Here is a 25,232-nt window from a genome sequence, read left to right on the forward strand (position 1 = left end):
AGGCGTTGAACCATGAGCAAACTTCCCACCAAAGCCGACATCCTGCAGTGGATTTCTGACAACCCGACCAAGACCTCGAAACGCGACATTGCGCGGGCGTTTGGCATCAAGGGTCAGGCGCGGATCGACCTGAAACGCATCCTGAAGGAACTGGAATCCGAGGGGCATTTGGAAAAGCGGCGCAAGACGTTCCGCGACCCCGACAGCCTGCCGCCCGTCAGCGTGTGCCGCGTGATGGGCGCGGACGGGGATGGCGACTTGTTTCTGGCCCCGGTGGAGTGGGAGGGCGACGGCGACGCCCCGCGGATCCTGTTCATCGAGAAGAAGGGCGACCCCGCTCTTGCGGCAGGCGACCGCGTTCTGGCGCGGCTGACGAAAGTTGCGGGCGAGGGTTACGCCTATGAAGGACGTCTGATCCGGCGCATCGGGACCGGGCCGCAAAAGGTTCTGGGGATTTTCAAAGCCGCGTCTGAGGGCGGGCGGATCACACCGATTGACAAAGGGTCTGACAAGGAATGGAGGGTGCCTGCCGGTGCGACCGAGGGCGCAAAAGACGGCGAGCTGGTGGAAGCCGAACAGACCGGGCCGAAAGCGCGAATGGGGCTTCCGGTGGCCAAGGTGGTGGCACGGCTGGGCGATCCGGGCGCGGCGCGATCCGTGTCGTTGATTGCGATCCAGCAGCACGACATTCCCGATGAATTTCCGGCGGATGTGATTGCGCAGGCGGAGGCCGCCAAGCCAGTCGTTCTGGGCGCGCGCGAGGATTTGCGCGACCTGCCCTTAGTGACGATTGACCCCAGCGACGCGCGCGACCATGACGACGCATGTTTTGCAAGCGCGGATGATGACCCCAAAAACCCCGGCGGCCATGTGGTCTGGGTCGCGATTGCGGATGTGGCGCATTACGTGAGGCCCGGATCGAAGCTGGATATCGAGGCCCGGAAACGGGGCAATTCGACCTATTTCCCGGACCGCGTCGTGCCGATGCTGCCAGAAGCGTTGTCAGGCGATCTGTGCTCGCTTCATGAGGGTGTAGAGCGGGCCTGCGTCGCGGTGCGGATGGTGCTGGACGCGGAGGGCAACAAGCTGTCGCACCGGTTTGTGCGGGGGCTCATGAACTCCCCCGCTGCTCTGAATTATGAGGAGGTGCAGGCCGGCCAAGACGGGCAGCCAAATGACAAAGTGGCCCCGCTGATGGAGGGCGTGATTGCGCCGCTATACGCGGCCTATGCGGCGCTGAAGTCGGCGCGGGAGCGGCGCCAACCGTTGGAGCTGGACCTGCCGGAACGGCGCATTCAGCTGGATGACGATGGCAATGTGACAAGCGTTGCCTTTCGCGACCGGCTAGACGCCCATAAGCTGATCGAAGAATTCATGGTGCTGGCCAATGTTGCCGCCGCCGAGACGCTGGATGAAAAGAAAATGCCGCTGCTGTTCCGCGTGCATGAGGAGCCGTCACCTGAGAAGCTGGAAAGTCTGCGGGAGATCGCCGGCAGCGCGGGGTTCAACCTTGCCAAGGGCCAGGTGTTGCAGACACGGCATCTGAACCGCCTGTTGGAACAGGCCGAGGGCACGGAACACGCGGAGCTGATGAATATCAGTGCTTTGCGGTCCATGACGCAGGCCTATTACGCGCCCGAAAACTTCGGACATTTTGGGCTGGCCTTGCGCAACTACGCGCATTTTACCTCACCCATCCGGCGTTATGCCGACCTGATCGTGCACCGCGCTTTGATCGCGGCACATGGCTGGGGCGATGACGGCCTCGACGCGGCGGCTGAGGAGGGGTTGAAGGAGACTGGCGAGCATATTTCCACGACCGAGCGGCGCTCCATGGTGGCGGAGCGGGACACGACGGACAGGTATCTGGCGTCCTTCCTGTCGGACCGGATTGGGACAGAAGTTGAAGGCCGCGTCTCTGGCGTTGTGAGCTTTGGGTTGTTTGTGAAGCTTGATGAAACGGGCGCGGACGGGCTGGTGCCGGTGCGCAGCTTGGGGCGCGAATACTTCCAGTTTGATCGCGACGCGCAAACGCTGCGGGGCGAGAAATCGGGGCTGGTTCTGGGCCTTGGGCAGCGCGTCACCGTGCGTATCGCGGAGGCCACGCCGATGACGGGCGGGCTAACGCTGGAGCTGCTGGACGTTGAGGGCCGCAAAATGGCGCGTGGACCCAGCGGCGGCAGGCCTTCGGGTGGCAGCAAGCGCAAACTGGTCAAAAGCCGCAAAAAGGGCAGCAAGCTGCGCAAAAAGGCGGCGCGACGGACGTAAGGGCGTGGCTCTGAATGTCCGCTTTGAGCCCCAAAGTGTTATCTGTAAAGTCCGCCTTTAAGGGCTTCGGCACCGACTGCTTCACTTCCCATGTGCTTTATGAACACGGCACGCAAGTCAGACCAGAACGGGTCGCCTCGTTCTGACGACATACCTTCGGCCTCCAGCACCCAGGAAGCAAACTGGTCTGCCGTCACAACGCCAGATAACGGTATGTAATCAATGATATGGCGTGGCCTTCCGTCTACGACACCACCACAAAAACCCATCCCCGCACAAACGTCATGCACCATGCCATCAAATTTCGTCGGACGACCCAAGTGATACTCCAAATCCGTGATATCTACTCGAAAACCATTTGGGCATTAAGCGAAAGAAGTGTTGCCAAGTCAACGGCAGCTTCGTCCGCAAAGCAGCCTTTGCCTGAAACATCGACCTACGTCGCCGCGGAGCGCGTTTGTTTGCTGGCAAGTTGTTTTGTCCCAATTGTTGGCCCTACGGAGGGCGACAACTTAGCGGGTTCCTTGGGCATCATTTTCGAGCTATCGTAAGGCCAACAATAATCGGAAAAATCCGGGCGGTTTCATCATGAAAAGATTTGCGACATTTCTGGCTTTGGTGCTCCTGGCGGACCCGAGCGTTGCTGCGGAGAACTCCCCGCGTCCGGAGTTTCGGCCGATTGCCGAGGTCTCCCGCGCCAGTACGGCCGGTGTGGCTTTGGTGGGCGCCGAAATGGGGGGCGTTGCGCGGTCCTTGCGACCCCAGATACGCGCCGTGGCCGAGGGTCCGGTGGTGAACGTGGCTTCAAACGCGCGGTTTCAGAACTGGATCACAGGGTTTCGGGGCCGCGCTTTGGCCAAGGGCATCACAGGTGCGACGTTTGACCGGGCCTTTGCGGGCGTGACTTACGATCCGGATGTGATCAAGCGCGACCGCAACCAGTCGGAATTTACCAAAACGCTGTGGGACTATCTAGATTCTGCGGCCAGCGACACGCGTATCGCCAATGGCCGCGCGGCGTTGCGCAAACATAACGCAGTGTTGGACCGGATTGAGGCAAAATACGGCGTCGACAAACATGTGGTGGCGGCGGTCTGGGGGCTGGAAAGCGCCTATGGGACGTTTCGCGGCAGCAAGGATCTGATCGGATCGCTTGCGACGCTGAGCTTTGACGGGCGGCGCGGTGCGTTTTTCGAAGGGCAGCTGATTGCGGCATTGAAGATTTTACAATCAGGCGACGTGGCGCCGCGGTCAATGACCGGGTCCTGGGCGGGTGCGATGGGGCACACGCAATTTATCCCGACCTCGTATCTGGATTACGCGGTGGATTTCACCGGCGACGGGAAGCGCGACATTTGGGGGGATGATCCGTCGGATGCCTTAGCCTCGACCGCTAATTATCTGGCGCGGTTTGGCTGGGTGACGGGCCAGCCCTGGGGAGTTGAGGTGCGGTTGCCGGACGGGTTTGATTATACGTTGGCCAATCGCAAGACGTTGAAATTGCCGTCCGCCTGGGGGGCTTTGGGTGTGACAGGCATGAATGGGCGGGTTGTGCCCGACCACGGCGTGGGATCGATCCTGCTTCCGGCGGGCGCGCAGGGCGCGGCCTTCATGATTTTTAAGAACTTCGAGGTGATCGAGCGATACAATACGGCCGATGCTTATGTGATTGGGGTGGGCCACCTGTCGGACCGGATACGCGGGGCCGGGCCGATTGAAGCCAGCTGGCCGCGCGGCGACCGCGCCTTGAAATTTGCCGAGCGCAAGGAGTTGCAGCGACGGCTGACCGCGCGCGGCTTTGACACCAAGAAGATCGACGGCAAAATCGGGCCGCTGACAATCAATGCGGTGCGGGCCTATCAGCGGTCCGAAGGGTTGATCCCGGATGGCTATGCCAGCCTGCGGGTTTTGGAGCGGTTGCGGTAATCCAACGGAGCGCTGCGCGCGCGCTTTTGCTTGGCGCTTTTTGGTCTGTGAGCCCGCGATGATCTGGCGATGTGCCGGTTGGCAACCAGGCATTTGAATATTTTTGACCAAATGGAGAGGCATGCGGCGCCAGATTGGCGCTGTTGATCTATCGGGGGTGGCCTTTGAGGTCCGGGTGCGTTAGTGCGCGCGCAACACCTTCTTTACAAGGCAGACCGGTATGGACCTTCGCAATATTGCGATCATCGCGCACGTTGACCATGGCAAGACCACTTTGGTGGATGAGCTTCTGAAACAGTCGGGCTCGTTCCGCGACAATCAGGCCGTGGCAGAACGCGCCATGGACAGCAACGATCTGGAACGCGAGCGCGGGATCACGATCCTTGCGAAAGCGACTTCCGTCGAGTGGAAGGGCATCCGCATCAACATCGTGGACACACCCGGCCACGCCGATTTCGGCGGCGAGGTGGAGCGGATCCTGTCGATGGTGGACGGGGTTGTGCTGCTGGTGGATGCCGCCGAAGGGCCGATGCCACAGACCAAATTTGTGACCTCCAAGGCGCTTGCGCTGGGGCTACGCCCGATTGTGGTGCTGAACAAGGTCGACAAGCAAGATGCCGAGCCGGACCGCGCGTTGGACGAATGCTTTGATCTGTTTGCCAACCTTGGCGCGGATGATGATCAGCTGGATTTCCCGTCCATGTATGCGTCTGGCCGGTCGGGCTGGGCAGATATGGAACTGGATGGCCCGCGCAAGGATCTGTCGGCGCTTTTGGATCTGATCGTGGATCACGTGCCCGCGCCCGCGCAAATGGCGCAGCGCGACGCGCCGTTCCGGATGTTGGCCACAACCTTGGGCTCTGACCCGTTCATTGGCCGGTTGCTGACGGGCCGCGTTGAGAGCGGGACGTTGAAAGCGGGCGAGACCGTGAAGGCGTTGTCGCGCGACGGGACGAAGATCGAGCAGTTCCGCTGCACCAAGATCCTGGCCTCGCGCGGGTTGACGACGGAGCCGATTGACCTGGCGGAGGCGGGAGACATTGTGTCCTTGGCCGGCATGTCGAAGGCGACCGTGGCGGATACGATCTGCGCGGTCGATGTAAACGAAGCGATCCCGGCGCAACCGATTGACCCGCCGACGATTACGGTGACCTTTGGGATCAACGATTCCCCCTTGGCGGGTAAGGACGGCAAAAAAGTGCAGTCCCGCGTTATCCGCGATCGGCTGATGAAAGAGGCCGAAAGCAACGTGGCGATCAAGATCACCGACACGCCGGGCGGAGACGCGTTCGAGGTGGCCGGGCGCGGCGAATTGCAGATGGGTGTGTTGATTGAGAATATGCGCCGTGAAGGGTTCGAGCTGAGCATTTCGCGCCCGCAGGTGCTGTTTCAAGAGATTGACGACGTCCGGCATGAGCCGGTGGAAGAAGTCACCATCGACGTGGATGACGAGTATTCTGGTGCGGTGATTGAGAAGATCACCGGCGTGCGCAAGGGCGAGCTGGCCGAGATGAAGCAAGCCGGTGCGGGCAAGACCCGGATCATCGCGCACGTGCCGTCGCGGGGGCTGATCGGCTATCACGGCGAATTTCTGACCGATACCCGCGGGACGGGCGTGATGAACCGCGTGTTCCACGAATGGGCGCCGCATAAGGGCGACATTCCGGGGCGGCGCGCGGGCGTGCTGATCTCGATGGAGAACGGGGTCTCGGTGGCCTATGCGATCTTCAACCTCGAAGACCGCGGTAAGTTCTTCATTGGCAGCCAGGAGGCCGTTTATCAGGGCATGATCATTGGCGAGCATAGCCGGGAGAATGATCTGGAAGTGAACCCGCTGAAGGGCAAGAAATTGACCAACGTGCGGGCTTCCGGGACGGATGAGGCAGTGCGCCTGACGACGCCGGTGCGGATGTCGCTGGAGGAGGCGATTGCCTACATCGACAATGATGAGCTGGTCGAGGTCACGCCGAATGCGGTGCGGCTGAGAAAGCGCCATCTGGACCCGCATGAGCGCAAGCGGGCGTCGCGGGCGGGGTAGCCCCGCATGCGGGGATCTTTCTAACCGATTGAAATAAAACCAAAGCTAAAAATTCTTTACCTTTGGTTTACCACGAATTGGGGGCCAGTTGCGGCCCCCTTTTGCGTCTATTTGGACGCTGGAAGCGCACGGTGTTCTGCGTCTGAGCTGCTTTCAAACATAGTGCCGACGGTCCGAAAGACCGACAAGCTGTCCATAAGTTCGGTGTTGGTCGAAACGCCGATTTTTTCGTAGATCATCTGGATTTGGTTGCGCACGGTCTTGGGCGAACGGCCCGACATCTTTGCAATGGTGGCAACGCTTTCACCTGCCATCACCTCTTTGCAGACTTCCGCTTCGCGTTTTGTCAGATCAAACACGTCTTCCAGCAGGCCTGTGTTCACGGCATCGCGTTCTGACTGACCTACAAAAATCGCGAACATGCGTTCTTCATCGAGGAGGTGTTTGTCAGCCGCGCTTGCGTCGCGCATTGACGGGCGAAACGGAGAAATCGCCAGCATAAGCGGGCTGTCACCCGTGGCCACGCGCAATCCGCTTTGCACCATATCGCGATTGGCCTCTGCCAGTTTGTGGTAGAGATCAGCGGTGTCAAAACTGTCGGTCAATTGCAGGCGACTATCCTCAGTTTGGGCAAAGGGATCGCCGCGCTCCAGAACACGGCGACCGGCTGCATTGCCAAACAGGTATTTCCCCTCGGCATTGGTGACCAACATGGGCAGGATCACCCCGTCGAGAAAGCCGCTGAACACTTCTGTCGCCTTTTTCGCCAAAGCAAGCGCACGGGCGAGTTGGTTTGCCCTGCTTGCATGGGGAGCAAGGAGCCTGAGCGTTTCAAAAAGCGGATCGTGGAGCTGCGCTTCAAGCTTGGGGTCTTCAGGGATAGCAAATGAAATCAGCGCGGCGCGGTCACCGTTATGGTCCAGTTTGATGTGAATGGTATGGCAAAGACCTTCGGGCTTCATGTAGTCCAGATACATGGGCGACATCCGCCATTCCTGTTCATCAACAAATTTGCGGGACCGCGCCACAAAGCCGTTCGGCGTTTGACGCATCGCTTCTGCGACGGGAAAGCCGTTGATTTTATATGTCACAAGGGCGGGTTCGGTCGATATCGCGTTGCTATGCGCATCGCCGGTAAATTTGGTCGTTTGATGATCGCCGTCGATGCCTAAAACGATTGCTCTGACGCCTGGGTACATGTCGCAAATACGTTCCAAGAAGGATTGCCACTGCACATCCTCAAAGGCGGAATCGTAGACCAGGCCGATCAGCTCGGACAGCTCTTCCGGGGAGAGGGCGGGTTGTGACATGCGGACAGACTACAGAAACCGCGCTGGATCGCATGGGTAAATTTGCCCAAAGACCTATGGGCAATCCTGCTCATGCAGTGTCGGGCGAGATCGGGGAGGCTGGGTTCATCGTATTTGAGGAGCCCAAGACATGACCAACACAGCCTTTCTCGCCTACCCGCATACCCCGATGGACATAAGCGGACGCCCTGTTGCACGCTTGATCGTTCGGGTTGCGGCGAAAGTCGATGCCTTGAAGTCTTGCGCGGCCAAATTGGCTGGGTTGCCACGCATTTTGCCGGGTGCGTGGTATCTGTGATGCGGCCTATGTCTTCTGTGGGTCGGGTTTAACTGCGTTATGCAGGCTGACATGACCCGGGGTGATGACCTCAGCATACCAGCCGCCGTGACCACGCATCGCATTATAGCCGCCGGGGCCAATGGTGCGTTCCATTCTTGAGCAGGGCGCGCAGGGTTTGGTGAGTTTGATCCGCGCGGTCCCGAGCTGGAGAAGTTCGTGACGGAGCGCCGTGAGGTTGATGCCTGAGACGACGATGTTGCGCCGAAGCATATCTGGCGTGACCACAGCGCGCGCTAGGCGCGCGATGACGGAGAGGTGTTCGGCCTGGATAAGCGTGAGCGCGCGCGGACCGGCCGCAGAGTGATGGTCGCCCCGGAGGCCGTGCAGCAAAATTTCTGCATTTTCAACGATCGTTACAGGCGCGAGCCGTTCAGGGCGCAGGCCTATCCAATCGACGGTGCCCGCATGAGGATGGCGGCGCATCAGAGCGCGCAATTCAGACATTTTGCAGATTGAGGCAGGTTTTCTTGCGGGCGGGGAGAACGAATGTAGCGCCCTGGGCGTAGAGGTTTTTGACGTAATCCGGGTCCTCGCTGAAGATGATCAGAAGGGGACCGCGTTTGCCGATGATGGCGATGTTGTCGGGCAGCGTCGTGCCTGCGGGAATGGCTGCGGTTTGAATGGAGCCGGGCAGCATGGCGGCGGTGGCGAGGGTGAGCCAGCCGGTGAGGATCGTGACCAGAATTGCGAGCTTGCGCGTCATGACGGGCGGGCCCTCCGGGGGGAATATTTTTGAAACAATGAAGCCGGTTTAGTAGTCGTAGATATGCTCGACCGTAACAGGGGTGTTTGGATAGTCCAAAAACACTTTGTGCAGATCAGCGACCTTGGTGGCGATGAGCAACCGGTCTTGCGGGAAGCCGACGCGCGCGGTGCGGGAGATGAGTTCGTGGCCCTGGGCCTCGTAGAAATCGCCGCCGTCATGGATCATGGAGACGAGGATGTCGTCATTGCCGGCAATCTCGACGAAACTGCCGCCAGCATTGGCGATTTGGCGGGCGAGAGTGGTGAAGATGCGGTAGCGGGGGACCTCGGCGATCGTGATGTCATCTTGCTGCGACAGGATTTTGATTTGGGGCAGGTCGGGCAGCGGGCCACGGACAGCGATTTGCATGGTCAACTCGTCGGCGCCAAGGCCTGCGACGGCCTGGGCGATGAGTTTGGCATATTGGGTCTTTGCGCCCCATTCGAGGCCAAGTGCGAGGCGGCGTTCCCAGCCGCGGATATCGACCGGTTGCGCCTGCCAGAGCGTGTCTGACCATGTCGGGAAGTCGTATTTGTACCAGGGCACCTGTTGCAGGAAGGTGGCGTAATCCGCCGCCATGTCGGCTTCGACCTGATCTTGTGGCGTGGGCGCGAGGGCCGTGAAGACGCGGCCGATGGTTTCCTCATAGGCGGCTTTGAAGAGCATCTCTAGCGTGAAGGAGGCGCCGATTGTGTAGATCGTGGCCTTGGAATTGAAGCCCGCTTCGCCGAGCGCGTCGGCTTTTTGCGTGAGCCCGCAAAGCGAGGTCCAGAAGCCGGTGACGGCTTGCAGGTAGGGGAAGTTATGCGGATGGCCTGATTGGAGCGCCTCAGCATAGCCCTCATAGGCGTAGACGATGTGCCATTCGGGGTAGACCATATAGGTGCGCGCCTCGGGGCGGGTGTCTTGCGTGATATGGGTGGCGGGCTTTTGTACGAGAAAGTCGCCGCGGCACATGGTTTCGACCGCGAGGATCGGGATTGTGACGATCAAGATCAACGCAAGCAGGGCCGCACCCACCCATTTGGCGAGGCGTTTCATGCGCGGTCAAACAGGCGGGCCGCGATGACGGCGAATCCGCCTAGGGCAATATGCGGCGTGTTGGCGGCGAGCTTGATCAGGAAGCTGGGGTATTCGTACCAGCCATAGACGAAAATGCCGAAATCGAGGTAGCCCGAGCCTGTGACGAGGCCCATTGCGCCGTCGAGCAGGTAGAGCGCGCCGAACCAAGTGAGGAACAGTTTGGAGGCGCGGTGCGAGATCAGGCCCGCAACCAGCGCCCAAAGGCCGGAGGCCACATGCAGGCTGTCATCAAAGAGATCGAGCGCGAAAACCCCGAAAGCGCGGCCATCGGCGTCGATGATGCCGGGGATGGGCAGGTAGTTCAGCGACGCGGCGATGAACAGGACGACGGCGTAGCCAAAGGCGATGAGGCGCAGTGCGGTCATGTCAGACCCTCGCGATATATTGGTCCCACAGCGCGTTGCGGAACAAAAGTTTCGGATCCATCGCGCGCTTTTTGGCGGCGAAGGGGCGCAGGCCGGCATAGCCAGCGGCGATCTGATCAGGGCGCGCGTGGAGGCGGTAGGGCAAATAATAAGTACCGCCCAGCCGGATGGCCGCGTCAATCAGGGCTTGCGTCATGCGCTTGGCGTCTTCTTCGGCGCGCAAAGATTTTTCCTGGCTGAACAGCATCACGGCGGCGATGCGGTCCACGGGCGCGTAGCCGAGCCAGCTTTCGCGGTCGGGCTGGACGTAGCGCAGGGTGATGTTCAACAGCTCCTGATAGGAGGACGGGATAATGTCGCGGCAGGCGGCAACGAAGCCACCGAAATTTTCGGGGCTGATGAAGTATTCATGCAGGATGTCGGTGCGGGTGGGGTCGCGGTCGTCGAGCGTGATGACCGGCTCATTTAGCAGTGTGTTGCGCGTCGTGGCGCCGCCACCGATCATGGGGCCGAGCTGTGCTTCAAACCACCAGCGGCCGTGTTTGGCGATATCGCTGCCCAGCTGCGCGCGGAAAATGTCGCGGGCGCGTTTGGACAGCCAGCCGGAGCCGGGCGCGGGCGGTAGGTCTGCTTGATCCGAGGTCGGGCGGTAGGTGATCATCATCGCCTCTTCGAGGAAGCGGTCCTTAGCGATATCCATGCGCCCGTAGGCCATTTGTACGTTCGGCGTGCCTTTGATGGCCTGCACAAATTCAGGACCAAAATTCAGGGGTTCGACCATGGTATAGGTGGGTTCCAGCCGGGAATTAGGGACCATGTCGACCTCCATCTCGGTGATGATGCCGATGAGGCCGTAGCCGCCCATGGCCGCGAAGAAGATATCGGTGTTTTCCTCACGCGATGCGGTGATCAGTTGGCCGTCGGCGAGCATGATCTGGATTGAGCGGACCGTCGCGCCCATGGGCCCGAAGGGAACGGGCCAGCCATGGGCGTTGACGGAATAGGTGGCGGCGACGCCGAAATCATTGTTTGACTGCATGACGGCGGGCGAAAACCCTTCGGCGTCAAGGCGGGCGATGATGGTCGACCAGCGGGTGCCCGCGCCGGTGCGGTAAGTGAGGTTGGATTTGTCCAGCTCGATCCAGTCATGCGCCATGGTGTAGGTCGTGCCCATGCGGGCCATAGACTGGCCACCCATCGAATGGCGCGCGGCGGAGGCTATCACGGGGCGGTTTTGATCTGCTGCCTCTTTCAGCTCCGTGCGCAGCGCGGCGATGGTTTGGGCGTCAAATTTATCTGTGACGGTGATGTGTTTGGCGACTTTGGTGGGCGACAGCTCGGACGCGTCATTGAGCAAAAGCGGATCGCCAATGGGCGCGGTCAGGCTGGTGCCCATTGGGATCGGATCGGTGTGAAACCTGTTCATGCCCCAGCCGCCCAAAAGGGCGCCGGTGCCTAGCAGGAACGCTCTGCGACTGGTTTTGCTCATCTTTGCCTCGTTGCGCCCGATTTGTTTTGCTGCGCTCTTGCGGCGCATTTGGGTGCAGGTCTGAGGCTAGCGGAAAGCGGGGGTATGGGTCAAAGGGGTTTGTTTTTGCCGAGGGCGAAGTGCGGTTTTATGGCACACTTGGTTGGAGGGGGCTCTGCCCCCGCGCCTGCGGCGCCCCCCGGAATATTTTTGAAACAATGAAGCCTATGACGCTTCGCGGAACGCATTGAGTGCGGCCTCTGAGCGATAGAAGACAGGGTTTGTTGTGGTGGATTGATCCGGGTCGTAGCTGTAGCCGCCGGTGTCGAAATCTTTGAGGCCTTCGGGCGAGGTCACGCGGTTTTGGATGATGAAACGCGCCATGGCGCCGCGCGCTTGTTTGGCGAAGAAGCTGACGATCTTGGGGCCGCCGGGTTTTTCTTCGAGGAAAGTGGGTGTGATAACAGCGGGTTCGAGTGTTTTGAGGTCGACCGCGCCGAAATATTCCTGGCTGGCGCAATTGACGAGATACGTGGCGTTTTGGGCCGTGGCCTGCGCGTTTAGCTGCTGCGCGATTTTGTCGCCCCAGAATTCATAGAGCGAGTTGGCGCGCCCGGTTTTCAGGCGGCTGCCCATTTCCAGCCGGTAGGGCTGGATCGCGTCTTTGGGTTTGAGCAGGCCGTAGAGCCCGGACAGGATGCGCAGGTGGGATTGCGCATAGTCCATTTCGTCGGCGTCGAGGCTGCCAGCTTCCAGCCCAGTATAGGTGTCGCCTGCGAAAATCAGCGCGGCGGCTTTGGAGTTTTCAGGGCTTGAGGCAGCTTCAAAAGCGCGAAAGCGGTCGTAATTCAGCTGCGCGAGGCTGTCAGACAGCCCCATCAACGCGCCCAATCGCTTTTTGCTGAGCCTGCGGGCGGAGGCGGCCAGTGCGTTGGCTTCATCTTGAAAGTCGGGCTGGGTCACCGCCATAGCGACGTCGGACATGTCGAGTTTCTTGGCGGGCGAGATGACGGTCAGCATGGCGGGGTCCCCTTTGGTTCTGGGGTGAATGTAGCGGGGTTTGGCGGGGCCTCAAGGGGTGTTTAGGCCTCAGCCAAAACATCCAGAAAGGCCTGCGCGAACCGGTCGGCGCGGCGATCGCCCAGCAGGCGTTGCAGGGCGGCTTGGTCGCGCGGACGTTGTTCGGCCACTTTGGCCAAAAGCGAGGCCGAGCAGGTCAGCGGTTTGTCAAAGCCGCTTTCGCCGTGTTTGAGCTTTGATTGCGCCGCCTCCAAAAGATCAAAGAGCGACCCCGCCGCGCCGCCGGCCAATTTGCGGCGTGCCGGGTGCGGCATCTGCGCCTCAGCGCCGTTGATCACCTCAAGAAACCCTTGGCCGTAATTTTGCAGCTTCTTGGCGCCGACGCCTGAGATGCGGGCGAAGGCGTCGAGATCGCCGGGCCGGGTTTGGGCCATTTCGATCAGGGTTTTGTCGTTGAAGATGATGTAGGCGGGGACGCCCTGCGCTTCGGCAAAGGCGCGGCGTTTGGCCTTGAGTGCGGAGAGCAGCGGCGCGTCTTCTTCCGACACCAATTGGCGCACGCGCGGGCCTTTTGCGGTTTTGGTGATCGTGTCGCGGCGCAAGGTGATCGTGGCCTCGCCCTTCAGGATAGGGCGCGCCTTGTCGGTCATGAACAGCGCGCCGTGCCGGTCGGGGTTGGGGCGGATCAGGTCATGGCCCATCATCTGGCGGAACACCGCGCCCCATTCATGCTTGTTCATGTCGTCGCCCAGCCCGAAGGTGGGCAGCTGGTCATGGCCGCGCGCCTTGATCTTGTCGGTCATCTGGCCGCGCAGGATGTCGATGAGGTGGCCCGCGCCGAACCAACTATCGGTGCGCAGGATGGCCGACAGCGCTTTGCGCACCGGGGTTGTGGCATCAAAGGTCTTGGGCGGTGTTTCACACAGGTCGCAATTGCCGCAGGTGATGTCCGTTTCGCCGAAATAGCCGAGCAGGTTTTCGCGGCGGCAGGTCAGCGCCTCCGCCAGGCCCAGAAGAGCGTTGAGCCGCGCGTGGTCCGCGATTTTGCGGTCGGCTTCTGCCAGGCCTTCATCAACCTGCTGGCGGCGGAAGCGGATGTCGTCTGCGCCAAACAGGGTCAGCGTGTCGGCAGGTGCGCCGTCGCGGCCCGCGCGGCCGATCTCCTGGTAGTAGCTTTCGATGGATTTGGGCAGGTCGGCATGGGCGACCCAGCGCACGTCGGGCTTGTCGACGCCCATCCCGAAGGCGACGGTGGCCGTGACGATGAGCCCGTCTTCGCGGCTGAAGCGTGCCTCCACGTGGCGGCGGTCTTCGGGGTCCATGCCGCCGTGGTAATGGCACGCGCTGTGCCCGTCTTCGGCAAGCGCGCGGGCGAGGCTTTCGGTCTTTGCGCGTGTGCCGCAATAGACGATGCCGCATTGGCCGCGGCGCGCATTGGCGAAGTCGAGAATTTGTTTGCGCGGGCTGTTTTTGGCCTGAAAGGCGAGGTTCAGGTTGGGCCGGTCGAAGCCGTGCAGGAACGTAGTGGGCTGGACGCCGTCAAAGAGACGGGTCACGATCTCGGCCTGCGTTTCGGTGTCCGCGGTCGCGGTGAAGGCGGCGAGGGGCACGTTCAGCGCCTGCCGCAGCTGCCCGATCCGCAGGTAATCGGGGCGGAAATCATGGCCCCATTGGCTGACGCAATGCGCTTCATCGACGGCGATCATCGTGACATTGGCGCGGCGCAGCATGTCTTGGGTGGCGGTTTTGGCGAGCCGTTCCGGGGCGAGGTACAAGAGCTTGAGATGGCCTTCGCGCAGGGCTGCGAAGACGTCATCGCTTTCTTCCTCTGTATTGCCGGAGGTGAGGCACCCGGCGGAAACGCCCGCGGCTTTGAGCGCACGGACCTGATCGCGCATGAGCGCAATCAGCGGCGATATCACGACGGTCAACCCTTCGCGGCTGAGCGCGGGCAGCTGGAAACACAGCGATTTGCCGCCGCCCGTGGGCATGATGGCAAGCGTGTTTTCGCCTTTGCAGACGGCCTCCACGATCTCGGCCTGGCCGGGGCGGAAATTGTCGAAGCCAAAGACTTCTGACAGCAGATCTGTGGCGTCTAGCATGGGCGTTTTTTCGGCCTGTTATGTCGTTATTTATATGCTCGATTTTTATGGAGCATCCCATATTACCAAGCAGTGAACAAGGCTTGAGGGGCACAAGTTGTGCTGCGAATTGCTTGCAAGTAGCTATACGATGACTACATAATCACGGTGGCGCGGCGGGGATCGCGCCGCTGAATTTTGACCTATATGGAGGTCGCCTGACATGACCTTTTTCCAAACTACATCCGCAGCTTTGATCGCATTGGCGACGACCACGGGCGCTTATGCGCAAGAGGTCACTTTGCGGTTCCAGCATTTTGTGTCGCCGAAATCGGCGAACCCAACCTATTTCATGCAGCCCTGGGCCGATAAGATTGAGGCAGATTCAAACGGGCGCATCAAAGTTGAGCTGTACCCGTTCATGCAATTGGGCGGCAAAGCGCCAAACCAGTACGACTTGATCCGCGACGGCGCGGTCGATGGCGGCTGGGTGATCCCGGGCTACCAGCCGGGCCGTTTCCCTGAAGCGGAGGCGATGGAGCTGCCGTTTATGGTGACCAAATCGGGCGAGGATGCGTCCCGCGCGGCGTGGCAATTCACCGAGAAACACCTGATGGACGACTTCAAGGACGTGAAACTAATCGCGGCCCACATGCACGGCCCCGGCATTGTGCATAAGAAGGGCCCCGCTCTGTCGACGGTCGAAGATCTGGCAGGGCTGAAGTTGCGCGGACCATCGCGCCCGGCGACGCTATTGCTGGACAAGCTAGGAGCGGTGCCTGTGGGCATGCCCGTGCCCGCCTTCCCTGAGGCCCTGTCGAAGGGCGTTTTGGATGGTGGTGTGATCACTTGGGAGATGTCGCCATCGTTGAAACTGAACGAGCTGACGGATAGCCATACGGATGTTGCGGGCGACAAGTCGCTCTATAACCTGTATTTTATCTGGGCGATGAATCAAAACAGCTATGATGCGCTGCCCGATGATTTGAAGGCAGTGATTGACGCGAATTCCGGCATTGAGGCGAGCGCCTGGGCCGGTCGCGCGCATGATCAGGGCGATGTTGTGGGGCGCGATGCTATGGTCGCCGACGGCAATGAGATCGCGACCTTGAGCGAAGCCGAAACGGATCGTATCAAAGCGCTGGGCGTGGAAGTGACGGACGAATGGATCGCGGAGATGACTGCAAAGGGCCTTGATGGTGCCGCGTTGGTGGAAGACGCGCGGGCGTTTGTTGCTGCAAACGGATCGTAGCGTTTGAACAGATTTGGAAGGCCGTCCCATTGGGGGCGGCCTTTTTTATTGGTTGGTTTATTGGCCGGGCTCCAGCAGAGTGACGACGGTGTTGCCGTAGGTTTTGGTCTCTAGCACCGCGAAGCCTTTAGGCGCGGTTTGCGGGCGTTCTTCTTCCCAAACAATCAGCGCGTTGTCGGCGATCCAACCTTGCGAGAGGGCGCGTTCCAGCGCCGCAGCGCCCAAATTCTTGCCATAGGGCGGGTCGAGAAAGACCAGATCGAACGGCGCATATGGCGTCGGGCCCAGCTTGGTTGCGTCCTGGGTGAGCACGGTTGTGGCCTCGGCCGCGCGCAACTTAGCGATGTTTTTGCTGATCAGTTTGAACCCGGCGCGGCCGTTTTCAACGAAACACGCCCGCGCCGCGCCGCGCGACAATGCCTCCAACCCCAATGCGCCGGTGCCTGCGAACAGATCCAGCACGCGGGCGTCTGTGATCGGATCGCCAAACCGCCCGCCGCTGAGCATGTTGAACAGGCTTTCGCGGATGCGGTCGGTGGTGGGGCGCAAATGGGCGCCTGCGTCGCCTTTGCCAAGCTCGGCCAGTGCGATGCCACGATGGGTGCCGGCGATGATCCTCATGCGCGCAGAAGCGCTTTCATGTCGGTGTCAGGGTCAGCGATCACATCTGGCGCAGGGTGCTTACCGCCCTCGATCAGGCGCTTGCCAATCATGTAATTGCGCGGGTCGTTCATGGCGTCGACAGCCAGCAGTGTATCGCCCTTGTAGTACCAATGCGACACGGCGCCTTCAGTGGCGCGGACGACCACATTGTCATAGCCGATATTCAGTCCCGCAATTTGCAGTTTCACGTCATACTGGTCAGACCAGAACCAAGGTTTGGGCATATAGTCTTTTGCGGCGCCCATGATGTTTTCGGCGACCAGTTCGGCCTGATCAATGGCGTTGCCGACGCTTTCGATCCGCAGTTGCGCGCCGCCCAGCGGGACGGAGGCGCAGTCGCCGGCGGCCCATGTGCCCGACGCGGAACAGCGGCCCTGCAGGTCGGTTTTGATACCGTTTTCGATGGTAATGCCTGCGGCCTCAGCCACGCCCGTTGCAGGCATGATGCCGATGCCGACAATGGCGAAATCTATGTCCAGCTTGGTGCCATCGGCCAGCACGGCCCCGGTGACTGCGTCTTGGCCGAGCAAGGTTTCAAGACCGACGCCTTCGCGTATCGTGACGCCGTGTTCTTGATGCAAGTTGCGGAAATAGTCGGACGTTGCAGGGGACGCGACGCGTTGCAAGATACGCTCCGACGCCTCGACCAGTGTGACCTCAACCCCGCGCTTTCGCGCGACCGCTGCGGCCTCCAGCCCGATATAGCCGCCGCCGATGACCAGCGCGCGTTTGCCTGTTGTGACATGGGGCGCCATGGCGTCCACATCGGCCAGGCTGCGGACGGTGAAAACGCCGGGTAGCTGGCCGCCAATTGTTGCAGGCAGGTTGCGCGGGGTCGACCCGGTGGTGAAGGCCAGATGATCGTAGCTGAGCGTCTCGCTGCCCAGCGTCAGGGTCTTCGCCGTTGTATCAACTTTGCTTACCGGGGTGCCCAGGCGCAACGTGATCTTGTTGTCGGTGTAGAAGGCTTCGGGGCGCAGATAGAGCCGCGCTTCTTCCATCTCGCCCAGCAGGTAGGCCTTGGACAAGGGTGGACGTTGGTAGGGTGGTACAGGCTCATCGCCGATCAGTGTGATGTCGCCCTCAAACCCCAAATTGCGCAGTTTCGCGCAGAGCGAGGACCCGGCTTGACCGGCGCCCACCACCACAACATGTGTCATGCGAGTTTCCTTTTCCAATTGGCCTTCGCCGCTTGTGACCCTATATGACGGTTAATGAAAAACTCAATCATGGAAAGACCCGACATGACCATTTCTGTAGGCGACACACTTCCCGACGCAACGCTGGTCCGCATGGGGGCCGAGGGCCCGGAGCAGGTGCAGATGGCCAGCTTCACCAAGGGCCGCAAAGTGGTCCTGTTTGGGCTGCCGGGCGCTTATACCGGCGTATGTTCCGAGGCGCATGTTCCAAGCTTCATGCGTACCAAAGCCGACTTTGATGCGAAGGGCGTGGATGAGGTGATCTGCGTGGCCGTCAACGACCCGTTCGTAATGAAAGCCTGGGGCGACAGTACCGGTGGTGCGGAGGCCGGGATCACGTTCCTGGGCGATGCGGCGTCCGAGTTTACCAAAGCGGTTGGCATGCATTTTGACGCGCCGCCCGCCGGGCTGCATGGCCGGTCGAAGCGCTATGCGCTGATGGCGGAAGATGGTGTCGTGAAAGTGCTGCAGGTCGAAGACAATCCCGGCGTTTGCGATATCTCGGGCGGCGAGGCGCTGCGCGACGCGATCTGATCTGCGCGCGATACGGTTTCAAAAGGCGGCTCTCTGGGCCGCCTTTTTTGTGCCTTACGTCTGGGCCTGAACGATGGTGCGTGTTGGGAATGGAATGTCGATGCCACCGGCGTCGAGCGCCTCTTTCACACGGCGTTTCATATCGGCCTGGTACTGGAAGTAGTCGCCACTATCGCACCAGACGCGGACGAGAAAATCAACGGAGGACGCGTTGAGGTTGTTGACCTGAATAAACGGCTCCGGGTCGGATTTGGAGCGTGGGTCGGCCATGATCGTGTCGAGTATGATCTTTTCGGCATCGGCCAGATTTGCGCCGTAGCCCACGCCAAATTCCCATTCTGCGCGGCGGGTCGGGTAGACGGAATAGTTGATGATCGTGTTTCCCCAGACCTCAGAATTGGGCACGATGATCTGGAAATTGCCGACGGCGGCAAGCTCGGTGAAATTGAGCGAGATGTCCTTCACGGTGCCCATTTTGTCGTTGATCACGACGAAATCGCCCAACCTGATGGGGCGGAACAGGATGATCATGACGCCCGCTGCGACGTTTGACAGGGTGCCTTGCAAGGCCAGACCAATGGCTAGACCAGCAGCACCGATGATTGCCACAACGGAGGTGGTTTTCACCCCGAACGTGTTCAAAATGATCAGTGCCGCGAAGCCCAGGATCACGTAGCGCACGATGTTGGACAGGAAGTGGAACAACGTCTGATCGAGGCGTTTATGGCGGTCGGCCAGGCGGCGGATGCGGCCCGCCATCCAAGCGGAAACGATGAAAGCCAGCAATACGATGACGCTTGCGGTCACTATATTGCCCGCGGCTGTTACCAGAAATTCCAGCGTCATCAGGTCGGACAGGCTGCGTCCGTTCCAGATCGGGGTGTTGAAGAGATTGGTGAGGGTTTCCATAGGTGTCGCTTTACTGCGTCAGTTGCTCCATTGCGGATGCCAATTTCATATCCAGTTCCGAAAGGCCACCGGTATCGTGGGTGGTCAGCTTCACCTCGACGCGATTGTAGACGTTGAACCATTCGGGGTGGTGATTGAGTTTTTCGGCATGGATCGCGGCGCGGGTCATGAAGCCGAAGGCCTCGACGAAGTTTTTGAACTTGAAGCTCTTTTCAATCGCGGTACCGTCGGCTGTTTTGGTCCAGCCTGCCGCTTCCAAACTGGATGTGTCGAGATCAGTCATGGTCGTCTCCTGCGGTTTTCTTGAAGGGGCCGTAATCGGTTAAAATCTCAATTTCCTCAGAGATGGCGCCGCGTTCGGCGTCGATGTATTTGGCGATAGCGTCGCGGAAACCGTCATCGCGCAACCAATGCAGCGAATGGGTTTCAACGGGCAAATAGCCCCGGGCCAGCTTGTGGGAACCTTGCGCGCCCGCTTCGACCCGCGAAAGCCCCTGCGCGATCGCGAAATCGAGGGCGCGGTAGTAGCATAGTTCAAAATGCAGGGCGGGGTGATCTTCCTGGCAGCCCCAGTAACGGCCGTAGAGCGTTTGCCGTCCGATGAAATTCAGCGCGCCCGCGATGTAGCGCCCGCCGCGTTCGGCCAGCACCAGCAACATGTCGTCGCGCATTGACTGGTGCATTTCGTCAAAAAACGCCCGCGTCAGATAGGGCGTGCCCCATTTGCGCGCGCCGGTGTCTTGGTAAAACAGCCAGAACGCGTCCCAATGTTCGGGCTCCATGTCGTTGCCGGTCAGGCACAGGATTTGGCCGCCAAATTCGTTGGCCTGCTTGCGTTCCTTGCGGATGTTTTTGCGCTTGCGCGAGGACAGCGTCGCCAGGAATGCGTCGAAATCCGCGTAGCTGTCATTTTGCCAGTGGAACTGCTGGCTGCTGCGCTGAAGCAGGCCCATTTGCGCGCCCGCTTCGGCCTCCTGCTCGGTGCAGAAGGTGATATGTAGCGAGGATAGCTCATTATTGGCGGCTAGTTGCACCGCGCCTTGGGTCAGGGCGGCGATGCCGGTGTCGTCCCAGCCGGGCTTGGTCAGGAAACGCCGTCCTGTGGCGGGGGTAAACGGCACGGCCTGTTGCAACTTTGGGTAGTAGCGCCCGCCCGCATTCTCATAGGCGTGGGCCCAGTTGTGGTCGAAGATGTATTCGCCCTGGCTGTGGCTTTTCAGGTAAAGCGGCGCTGCGGCGATCATCTCGCCACCCGCGCGGGCGATCAGATATTGCGGCTGCCAACCCGTGCCCGGCCCGACCGAGCCGGAGGTCTCAAGCGCGCGCATGAAGCGGTATGTTGTGAACGGGTCGTTCGGGCGGCCGTCCTTGTCTTCCGGGCAGGCGCAGGCATCCCAGTCGTCGGGGGCGATGCCTTCCAAGCTGGCAAGTACGGTTATTTCGACTTCGGTCTGGCTCATACCTGCCTTTGAAACGCGTTTCGGGTTTCCTTTTGAGATGGCTTTCCACGTGGGCAGGTCAAGTGGGTTGGAAGCCCTCGAAGGTGATGTTGTCGGCAATTTCCATCGCGGCATCCGCCTGGGTCTGCGACCGGATCGTCCAGCACAAGACGCGTGCACCTTGCGCCTTCAGCTCTGCCACGCGCGGGCGTTCCAAGTCCTCGGCCTGATGCGAGATGAAACAGGCGCCGCTCTCTTCGTAATCTGGGATGTCACGCAGCCGGTCGCGCGTTGCCCGTGGCAAGGGCCAATCATTGCGATCATAGCCGCAGGTCACGATACCGCAGGGCAGGTCCGGGCAAAGCTGTTTCATCCGTTTGGTCGTGTGCGGGTTGAACGACATCAGGGCGACGGGGCCGTCATAGCCGCGCAGCGCTTGCGCGGTGCGTTCTTCCAATGGGCCGATGTTGTCGCCCATGGCGCCGTCTTGGTCTTTCAGCTCGATCAGCAATGGTACACGGCCCGCGACCTGGGCCAGAATCGCGCCCAGCGGTTCGATCATATTGGTGCTGTTGGTGAGCTGGGTGTCGCGCAAATCAGCGGCGCTGCGGGTTTGGATCGGGCCGCGGCGCCCGGTCAGCCGCGCCATGTCATAGTCATGAAAAACCATCGCCTCATGGTCATGCGACAATTGCAGGTCGCATTCGATGCCATAGCCCTGCGCAATAGCGGCGGCAAAGGCGTCGCGGGAGTTTTCAACGATCCCGCGCGCGCGGTCATGCAGGCCGCGATGCGCAATAGGCCGGTTGAGGAAAGCGTCTGGTAGCGTCAAGACTTCAGCAGAAAGATGCCTTCGATTTCAACGGCGACGCCCAATGGTAGCGCCCCGGCGCTGACGGCGGAACGCGAATGGCGCCCTGCGTCGCCCAAAGCTTCAACAAGGAAGTCCGAACAGCCATTGATCACCTTGGGTTGGTCCGTGAAATCCTTCGTGGAGTTGACGAAACCGGTCAGTTTGATCACGCGCTCCAACCGGTCGAGATCGCCGTCGCATGCCGCTTTGACCTGGGCCAGTAAGCTGATGCCGCAGAGCCGCGCTGCCGCTGCACCTTCTTCGACGCTCATCGTGTCGCCGACGACGCCTTGAACCAAACCGTCCGAGCCGTTCGAGATCTGGCCGGAGACGAAGAGCGTGTTGTCGACCCGGGTAAAGGGGACGTAATTGGCGGCAGGCGCCGGGGCGTCGGGCAATGTGATGCCAAGTTCTGCCAGTTTTGTTTCGAATTGTCCGGGCATGGTCCGCTCCTGCAAGTGATCAGTTTGCGCTGACGCTACTTGCAAGGCTTTTGAGGGGCAACCGCGATTAGGTCTCCCGGAAGGCCTTTTTGAAATAATCGGTGAGCGGTTTGATCAGATAGGCAATCGGCGCGCGGTTGCCGGTTTGGATGAACGCATCGACAGGCATGCCGGGCACCAGCGAAACTGCGCCAAGCCGGTCAATTTCGCCCGCGTTCAGGACCATTTCGACGCGGTAATAGGCCTGCCCGCTGGTTTGATCGGTGAACACATCACCCGAGATTGTGCTGACCGTGCCGAATACCTCCGGCGTGGTGCGCGCGTCAAAGGTGGTGAAATGCAGCGTGACGTCCTGACCCAGATAAACCTCGTCGATATGAACGGGATCGATCTGACCGGTGATCACCAGAGGGCGATCTTGGGGGACGATATAGAGAAGCGGATCGGCGGGGCGGATGACGGCGCGCTCGGCAAAGACCGTCAGACCGAACACGAGGCCTGAGACTGGCGCCGTGATCACCAAACGCGACAGTTGATCTTCGAGCGACAGGCGCTGTTCCAGCAGTTCGGATGCGCGAGCTTCAAGGTCGCGAAGCTGTGTGATTGCGTCTTCTTCGCGCTGGGTGCGCAGGCGCAGGATTTCGAGATCAGATTCTGTTATTCGGCCTTCATTTTCAGCCTTCAAGGCGGTCAGCTCACCCAATCGGCCGCGCAACCCGGCCTCTTCACGGCGCAAGGCCAGCACGCGCCCGGCTTGTGCGAGACCCTTGTCGAGCAGGTCTTGTTGCGAGATCAGCTCTTGCGCCAAGAGATCGAGTTGCGATTGCATCGCGTCTTGTTGCGCATCGATACCGTCGATCTGATTGGCAATCTGGGCTTTGCGTTTGGACAGCTGATCCAGCGCCTGATTGTTGGCCTGAACCCGTTTGCGGAACAGGCGTTCTTGCCCGTCGATCAGTTTGGTCAGCTCAGAGTGACCCTGACGGGCCTCGGCCAGGATGGGATGTAGTGTGATCGCTGATGTACCGTCACGTTCAGCCTGCAACCGGCCGATGCGTGCGAGGATTTCGAACAGCTGCGCTTCGACCACATTGAGCTGGGAGCGCAGTTGACGCCCCTCCAGCACGATTAGCGGGGTGCCGCTTTTCACTTGCGCGCCTTCGGTCACCATCACTTGGGCGACGACGCCCCCATCAGGGTGTTGGACGATCTGGCGGTTTTGTTCGACCTCGATCCGGCCAGAGGCGATGATTGCGCCCGCGATATTGGCCATGACACCCCAGCTTCCGAAACCGGCGAGCAGGATGACCACGGCGAAAAGCCCGATTGTCGCCGGCAGTTTGGCGGACCATTTTGTTGCTGATACGTTCATGTGATCCCGCCTGGTGCCGCTTTGCGTGCGATGGTTTTGTGATTTTGTACCGTGGTTTTGAGCACGTCGTCGCGTGCGCCGAAGGCGCGGCGCATACCGTTTTCAAGGACCAGAAGCATTTCACATTCGCGAATGGCGGAGGGGCGGTGGGCCATGATGATCACCGAGCGACCTTCCTCTTTCATCTGGCGAATGGCGGCGTTGAGCGCGTTCGAGCCCTCATTGTCGAGATTGGCGTTGGGTTCATCCAGCACCACGATGACGGGATCGCCAAACAACGCGCGGGCCAGTCCAATACGCTGCATTTCGCCGCCTGATAGCCTACCATTTGTTGCCGAATAGGGCGTGTCATAGCCTTGGGGCTGGCGCAAAATCAGCTCATGCGCGGCGGCTTTTTTGGCGGCTTCAACAATCTTGGCGGGGTCTGCTTGCGGGTCCAGACGTGCGATGTTTTCGCCAATCGTGCCATCAAAAAGCGTCACTTTCTGGGGCAAATACCCAACATGCTGGCCCAGCACATCGGGGTCATATTGATCAATCGCGGCGCCATCGATGCGGATTTTCCCGCCAGCGATGTGCCAGACGCCGATCAGCGCGCGCGCCAAAGTCGATTTCCCGGCGCCCGACGGGCCAATGACGCCCAGCGCTTGGCCGGGATCTAGATCAAAGCTGAGCATCCGCAAAGTGGCTTGTTTTTCGCCCGGTGGAATGATCGTAACCTGATCAGCCACAAGTTTTGCCTTGGGGCGTGGCAATGGGGTGCGAGCGGGCATTTCTGCCACTTCTGACAGCAGGGCTGTGAGACTTTGCCAGCCCAGTTGGGCGCGTTGCACCAATCCCCATTGCCCTATGGCCAGCTCAACCGGGGCCAAGGCGCGGCCCAGCAGGATGGAGCCTGCGATCATTGCGCCGGGTGTCAGTTGGCCGCGCAGAACCAAAAATGCGCCTAAACCCAACATGGCTGATTGCAAGAATAGCCGCAGCGATTTGGTCAAGGATGTGATCGAACCGGAGCGGTCATTGCGCGACAACGAACTGCTCAGCGCCTTTTGGCGGATTGTTTGCCAGCGGTTGAAGCTGGCTTCCCGCATGCCGAGGCCTTGAATGATCTCAGGCTGGGTCATGATGTCATCGCTGAGCCGGTTGGCCTGCATCGCGTTCAGGCTTGCGTCCAGTTGCGGTTGGCGCGTGATGCGTTGGTTGATCAAGGTGAGCAGGATCAGAACGGCGCCGCCGCCGACTGCCAGATAGCCGAGCATGGGGTGAAAAATGAAGATCGCGGCCAGAAATACCGGTGTCCAGGGAATGTCGAAAAAGGCCAGCAATGCGGGGGAGCCGAGGAAGGATTGGACGGCTTCGAGGTCGCGCAGCCCGGTTCTGTTATCTTGCTGACCAACGCGCGTCGATTTTTGGAGCATGGCTGAGAATACGCGTCGATCAAGTCTGTCTTGGAACCGTGCGCCAACCCGCGCCATGATGCGCCCGCGCGCATAATCCAAGACGCCCATCATCGCATAGAGAAACACCACCAGCAGCGACAGCGCGATCAATGTTTCCTCCGACCGGCTGCCCAGGACCCGGTCATAAACCGACAGCATGTAGAGTGGCCCGGTGAGCATCAGCAGGTTGACGAAGACGCTGAACAGAAAGGCGGTCCAGAACAAATGGCGGCTTTCGCGCCGCGCCGCCGTCAATTCAATGCGGCCCGAATGCAAAGGGTGTTGTCGCAAGTGCCTCGCCTTAATTGTGTGCGTCACAAAACGCTGGTACATCATCGGGATGAAGTCTTATCAAAGCGCTACCAGATGCAAAGATAAGCAAAGAATAGCCACTCTGGCGCTTTGGGCCGCGTGGGACTAAAACCGAATTAATTGGATTCTAATGTTTGTGGATTGAGGTCTCAGTTGCGTTATTCTTTTGATTT

General features: G+C 60.2%; 24 protein-coding genes. 6 read left to right on the top strand and 18 right to left on the bottom strand.

The genetic code is table 11. The features are described 5' to 3' along the window. The first annotated feature begins 12 nt into the window (after positions 1–12). Positions 13–2,268 (top strand): ribonuclease R, encoded by a 2,256-nt coding sequence (rnr, locus tag ACZ1G7_RS13955; protein ID WP_472659992.1) that lies wholly within the window; start codon positions 13–15, stop codon positions 2,266–2,268. A 38-nt stretch (positions 2,269–2,306) separates the two neighbouring features. Here the strand turns inward: rnr and ACZ1G7_RS13960 are convergent, their stop codons facing one another. Next, on the bottom strand, positions 2,307–2,588 hold the full coding sequence (locus ACZ1G7_RS13960; protein WP_472659993.1) for a hypothetical protein: 282 nt from the start codon (positions 2,586–2,588) through the stop codon (positions 2,307–2,309). A gap of 268 nt (positions 2,589–2,856) precedes the next feature. Here ACZ1G7_RS13960 and ACZ1G7_RS13965 point away from each other — a divergent pair, with 268 nt between their 5' ends. Both ACZ1G7_RS13965 and typA read left to right on the top strand, forming a co-directional pair. Continuing rightward, on the top strand, positions 2,857–4,194 hold the full coding sequence (locus ACZ1G7_RS13965) for a lytic murein transglycosylase (protein ID WP_472659994.1): 1,338 nt from the start codon (positions 2,857–2,859) through the stop codon (positions 4,192–4,194). 220 nt (positions 4,195–4,414) lie between these two features. Beyond that, positions 4,415–6,232 carry a translational GTPase TypA gene (gene typA, locus ACZ1G7_RS13970; RefSeq protein WP_472659995.1) on the top strand — a complete coding sequence of 606 codons (1,818 nt, stop codon included), beginning with the start codon at positions 4,415–4,417 and terminating at the stop codon, positions 6,230–6,232. A gap of 107 nt (positions 6,233–6,339) precedes the next feature. Here the strand turns inward: typA and ACZ1G7_RS13975 are convergent, their stop codons facing one another. Next, positions 6,340–7,542 (bottom strand): helix-turn-helix transcriptional regulator, encoded by a 1,203-nt coding sequence (locus ACZ1G7_RS13975; protein ID WP_472659996.1) that lies wholly within the window; start codon positions 7,540–7,542, stop codon positions 6,340–6,342. Positions 7,543–7,672: 130 nt separating this feature from the next. Between ACZ1G7_RS13975 and ACZ1G7_RS13980 the strand changes: the two genes are divergently transcribed. Next, on the top strand, positions 7,673–7,840 hold the full coding sequence (locus tag ACZ1G7_RS13980) for a hypothetical protein (RefSeq protein WP_472659997.1): 168 nt from the start codon (positions 7,673–7,675) through the stop codon (positions 7,838–7,840). A 6-nt stretch (positions 7,841–7,846) separates the two neighbouring features. Here ACZ1G7_RS13980 and ACZ1G7_RS13985 read toward each other — a convergent pair whose 3' ends face one another. From ACZ1G7_RS13985 to recQ, 7 genes are all read right to left on the bottom strand, one after another. Next, the gene (locus ACZ1G7_RS13985) at positions 7,847–8,305 is read right to left on the bottom strand and encodes an MOSC domain-containing protein (protein WP_472659998.1); all 459 of its coding nucleotides are present in this window, start codon (positions 8,303–8,305) and stop codon (positions 7,847–7,849) included. A 13-nt stretch (positions 8,306–8,318) separates the two neighbouring features. Further along, positions 8,319–8,585 (bottom strand): hypothetical protein, encoded by a 267-nt coding sequence (locus ACZ1G7_RS13990; protein WP_472659999.1) that lies wholly within the window; start codon positions 8,583–8,585, stop codon positions 8,319–8,321. Between the two features lie 48 nt (positions 8,586–8,633). Next, on the bottom strand, positions 8,634–9,668 hold the full coding sequence (locus ACZ1G7_RS13995) for a hypothetical protein (protein WP_472660000.1): 1,035 nt from the start codon (positions 9,666–9,668) through the stop codon (positions 8,634–8,636). Next, positions 9,665–10,075: a hypothetical protein gene (locus ACZ1G7_RS14000; RefSeq protein ID WP_472660001.1), complete on the bottom strand. Its 411-nt coding sequence runs from the start codon at positions 10,073–10,075 to the stop codon at positions 9,665–9,667. The genes ACZ1G7_RS13995 and ACZ1G7_RS14000 overlap by 4 nt, the downstream gene beginning before the upstream one ends. 1 nt (position 10,076) lies before the next feature. Then, the gene (locus tag ACZ1G7_RS14005; RefSeq protein WP_472660002.1) at positions 10,077–11,564 is read right to left on the bottom strand and encodes an FAD-binding oxidoreductase; all 1,488 of its coding nucleotides are present in this window, start codon (positions 11,562–11,564) and stop codon (positions 10,077–10,079) included. A gap of 204 nt (positions 11,565–11,768) precedes the next feature. Continuing rightward, positions 11,769–12,563 carry a peroxide stress protein YaaA gene (yaaA, locus tag ACZ1G7_RS14010; protein WP_472660003.1) on the bottom strand — a complete coding sequence of 265 codons (795 nt, stop codon included), beginning with the start codon at positions 12,561–12,563 and terminating at the stop codon, positions 11,769–11,771. Positions 12,564–12,625: 62 nt separating this feature from the next. Then, on the bottom strand, positions 12,626–14,665 hold the full coding sequence (gene recQ / locus ACZ1G7_RS14015; RefSeq protein WP_472660004.1) for a DNA helicase RecQ: 2,040 nt from the start codon (positions 14,663–14,665) through the stop codon (positions 12,626–12,628). A 202-nt stretch (positions 14,666–14,867) separates the two neighbouring features. Here recQ and ACZ1G7_RS14020 point away from each other — a divergent pair, with 202 nt between their 5' ends. Then, on the top strand, positions 14,868–15,896 hold the full coding sequence (locus ACZ1G7_RS14020) for a TRAP transporter substrate-binding protein (RefSeq protein WP_472660005.1): 1,029 nt from the start codon (positions 14,868–14,870) through the stop codon (positions 15,894–15,896). 57 nt (positions 15,897–15,953) lie between these two features. Here ACZ1G7_RS14020 and rsmD read toward each other — a convergent pair whose 3' ends face one another. After that, positions 15,954–16,517 carry a 16S rRNA (guanine(966)-N(2))-methyltransferase RsmD gene (rsmD, locus tag ACZ1G7_RS14025; RefSeq protein WP_472660006.1) on the bottom strand — a complete coding sequence of 188 codons (564 nt, stop codon included), beginning with the start codon at positions 16,515–16,517 and terminating at the stop codon, positions 15,954–15,956. Then, positions 16,514–17,719 (bottom strand): NAD(P)/FAD-dependent oxidoreductase, encoded by a 1,206-nt coding sequence (locus ACZ1G7_RS14030; RefSeq protein WP_472660007.1) that lies wholly within the window; start codon positions 17,717–17,719, stop codon positions 16,514–16,516. Before ACZ1G7_RS14030 ends, rsmD begins: the two co-directional genes overlap by 4 nt. An 84-nt stretch (positions 17,720–17,803) precedes the next feature. Between ACZ1G7_RS14030 and ACZ1G7_RS14035 the strand changes: the two genes are divergently transcribed. Continuing rightward, on the top strand, positions 17,804–18,292 hold the full coding sequence (locus tag ACZ1G7_RS14035; protein WP_472660008.1) for a redoxin family protein: 489 nt from the start codon (positions 17,804–17,806) through the stop codon (positions 18,290–18,292). A 54-nt stretch (positions 18,293–18,346) separates the two neighbouring features. On the opposite strand, the gene ACZ1G7_RS14040 is transcribed toward ACZ1G7_RS14035, so the two are convergent. From ACZ1G7_RS14040 to ACZ1G7_RS14070, 7 genes are all read right to left on the bottom strand, one after another. Further along, on the bottom strand, positions 18,347–19,201 hold the full coding sequence (locus ACZ1G7_RS14040) for a mechanosensitive ion channel family protein (protein ID WP_472660009.1): 855 nt from the start codon (positions 19,199–19,201) through the stop codon (positions 18,347–18,349). A gap of 10 nt (positions 19,202–19,211) precedes the next feature. Then, entirely contained in the window at positions 19,212–19,484 is a 273-nt protein-coding gene (locus ACZ1G7_RS14045) for a 4a-hydroxytetrahydrobiopterin dehydratase (protein WP_472660010.1), read from the bottom strand. Continuing rightward, positions 19,477–20,661: a GNAT family N-acetyltransferase gene (locus ACZ1G7_RS14050; protein WP_472660011.1), complete on the bottom strand. Its 1,185-nt coding sequence runs from the start codon at positions 20,659–20,661 to the stop codon at positions 19,477–19,479. The genes ACZ1G7_RS14045 and ACZ1G7_RS14050 overlap by 8 nt, the downstream gene beginning before the upstream one ends. Positions 20,662–20,719: 58 nt before the next feature. Continuing rightward, the gene (locus ACZ1G7_RS14055; protein ID WP_472660012.1) at positions 20,720–21,472 is read right to left on the bottom strand and encodes a glycerophosphodiester phosphodiesterase family protein; all 753 of its coding nucleotides are present in this window, start codon (positions 21,470–21,472) and stop codon (positions 20,720–20,722) included. Next, complete coding sequence (locus ACZ1G7_RS14060) at positions 21,469–21,936, bottom strand: RidA family protein (RefSeq protein WP_472660013.1); 468 nt, start codon at positions 21,934–21,936, stop codon at positions 21,469–21,471. The genes ACZ1G7_RS14055 and ACZ1G7_RS14060 overlap by 4 nt, the downstream gene beginning before the upstream one ends. A 67-nt stretch (positions 21,937–22,003) precedes the next feature. Continuing rightward, positions 22,004–23,308: an HlyD family type I secretion periplasmic adaptor subunit gene (locus ACZ1G7_RS14065; protein WP_472660014.1), complete on the bottom strand. Its 1,305-nt coding sequence runs from the start codon at positions 23,306–23,308 to the stop codon at positions 22,004–22,006. Continuing rightward, positions 23,305–25,038, bottom strand: a complete 1,734-nt coding sequence (locus ACZ1G7_RS14070; RefSeq protein ID WP_472660015.1) for a type I secretion system permease/ATPase — start codon at positions 25,036–25,038, stop codon at positions 23,305–23,307. The genes ACZ1G7_RS14065 and ACZ1G7_RS14070 overlap by 4 nt, the downstream gene beginning before the upstream one ends. Positions 25,039–25,232 lie beyond the last annotated feature (194 nt).

It is taken from the genome of Litoreibacter sp. JB4-2 (assembly GCF_055693445.1).

Excerpts from the sequence above, each read along its gene's own strand:
- rnr (WP_472659992.1), top strand. The coding sequence starts at position 13 with ATGAGCAAACTTCCCACCAAAGCCGACATCCTGCAGTGGATTTCTGAC.
- ACZ1G7_RS13965 (WP_472659994.1), top strand. The coding sequence starts at position 2,857 with ATGAAAAGATTTGCGACATTTCTGGCTTTGGTGCTCCTGGCGGACCCG.
- typA (WP_472659995.1), top strand. The coding sequence starts at position 4,415 with ATGGACCTTCGCAATATTGCGATCATCGCGCACGTTGACCATGGCAAG.
- ACZ1G7_RS13975 (WP_472659996.1), bottom strand. The coding sequence starts at position 7,542 with ATGTCACAACCCGCCCTCTCCCCGGAAGAGCTGTCCGAGCTGATCGGC.
- ACZ1G7_RS13980 (WP_472659997.1), top strand. The coding sequence starts at position 7,673 with ATGACCAACACAGCCTTTCTCGCCTACCCGCATACCCCGATGGACATA.
- ACZ1G7_RS13985 (WP_472659998.1), bottom strand. The coding sequence starts at position 8,305 with ATGCGCCGCCATCCTCATGCGGGCACCGTCGATTGGATAGGCCTGCGC.
- ACZ1G7_RS13990 (WP_472659999.1), bottom strand. The coding sequence starts at position 8,585 with ATGACGCGCAAGCTCGCAATTCTGGTCACGATCCTCACCGGCTGGCTC.
- ACZ1G7_RS13995 (WP_472660000.1), bottom strand. The coding sequence starts at position 9,668 with ATGAAACGCCTCGCCAAATGGGTGGGTGCGGCCCTGCTTGCGTTGATC.
- ACZ1G7_RS14000 (WP_472660001.1), bottom strand. The coding sequence starts at position 10,075 with ATGACCGCACTGCGCCTCATCGCCTTTGGCTACGCCGTCGTCCTGTTC.
- ACZ1G7_RS14005 (WP_472660002.1), bottom strand. The coding sequence starts at position 11,564 with ATGAGCAAAACCAGTCGCAGAGCGTTCCTGCTAGGCACCGGCGCCCTT.
- yaaA (WP_472660003.1), bottom strand. The coding sequence starts at position 12,563 with ATGCTGACCGTCATCTCGCCCGCCAAGAAACTCGACATGTCCGACGTC.
- recQ (WP_472660004.1), bottom strand. The coding sequence starts at position 14,665 with ATGCTAGACGCCACAGATCTGCTGTCAGAAGTCTTTGGCTTCGACAAT.
- ACZ1G7_RS14020 (WP_472660005.1), top strand. The coding sequence starts at position 14,868 with ATGACCTTTTTCCAAACTACATCCGCAGCTTTGATCGCATTGGCGACG.
- rsmD (WP_472660006.1), bottom strand. The coding sequence starts at position 16,517 with ATGAGGATCATCGCCGGCACCCATCGTGGCATCGCACTGGCCGAGCTT.
- ACZ1G7_RS14030 (WP_472660007.1), bottom strand. The coding sequence starts at position 17,719 with ATGACACATGTTGTGGTGGTGGGCGCCGGTCAAGCCGGGTCCTCGCTC.
- ACZ1G7_RS14035 (WP_472660008.1), top strand. The coding sequence starts at position 17,804 with ATGACCATTTCTGTAGGCGACACACTTCCCGACGCAACGCTGGTCCGC.
- ACZ1G7_RS14040 (WP_472660009.1), bottom strand. The coding sequence starts at position 19,201 with ATGGAAACCCTCACCAATCTCTTCAACACCCCGATCTGGAACGGACGC.
- ACZ1G7_RS14045 (WP_472660010.1), bottom strand. The coding sequence starts at position 19,484 with ATGACTGATCTCGACACATCCAGTTTGGAAGCGGCAGGCTGGACCAAA.
- ACZ1G7_RS14050 (WP_472660011.1), bottom strand. The coding sequence starts at position 20,661 with ATGAGCCAGACCGAAGTCGAAATAACCGTACTTGCCAGCTTGGAAGGC.
- ACZ1G7_RS14060 (WP_472660013.1), bottom strand. The coding sequence starts at position 21,936 with ATGCCCGGACAATTCGAAACAAAACTGGCAGAACTTGGCATCACATTG.
- ACZ1G7_RS14065 (WP_472660014.1), bottom strand. The coding sequence starts at position 23,308 with ATGAACGTATCAGCAACAAAATGGTCCGCCAAACTGCCGGCGACAATC.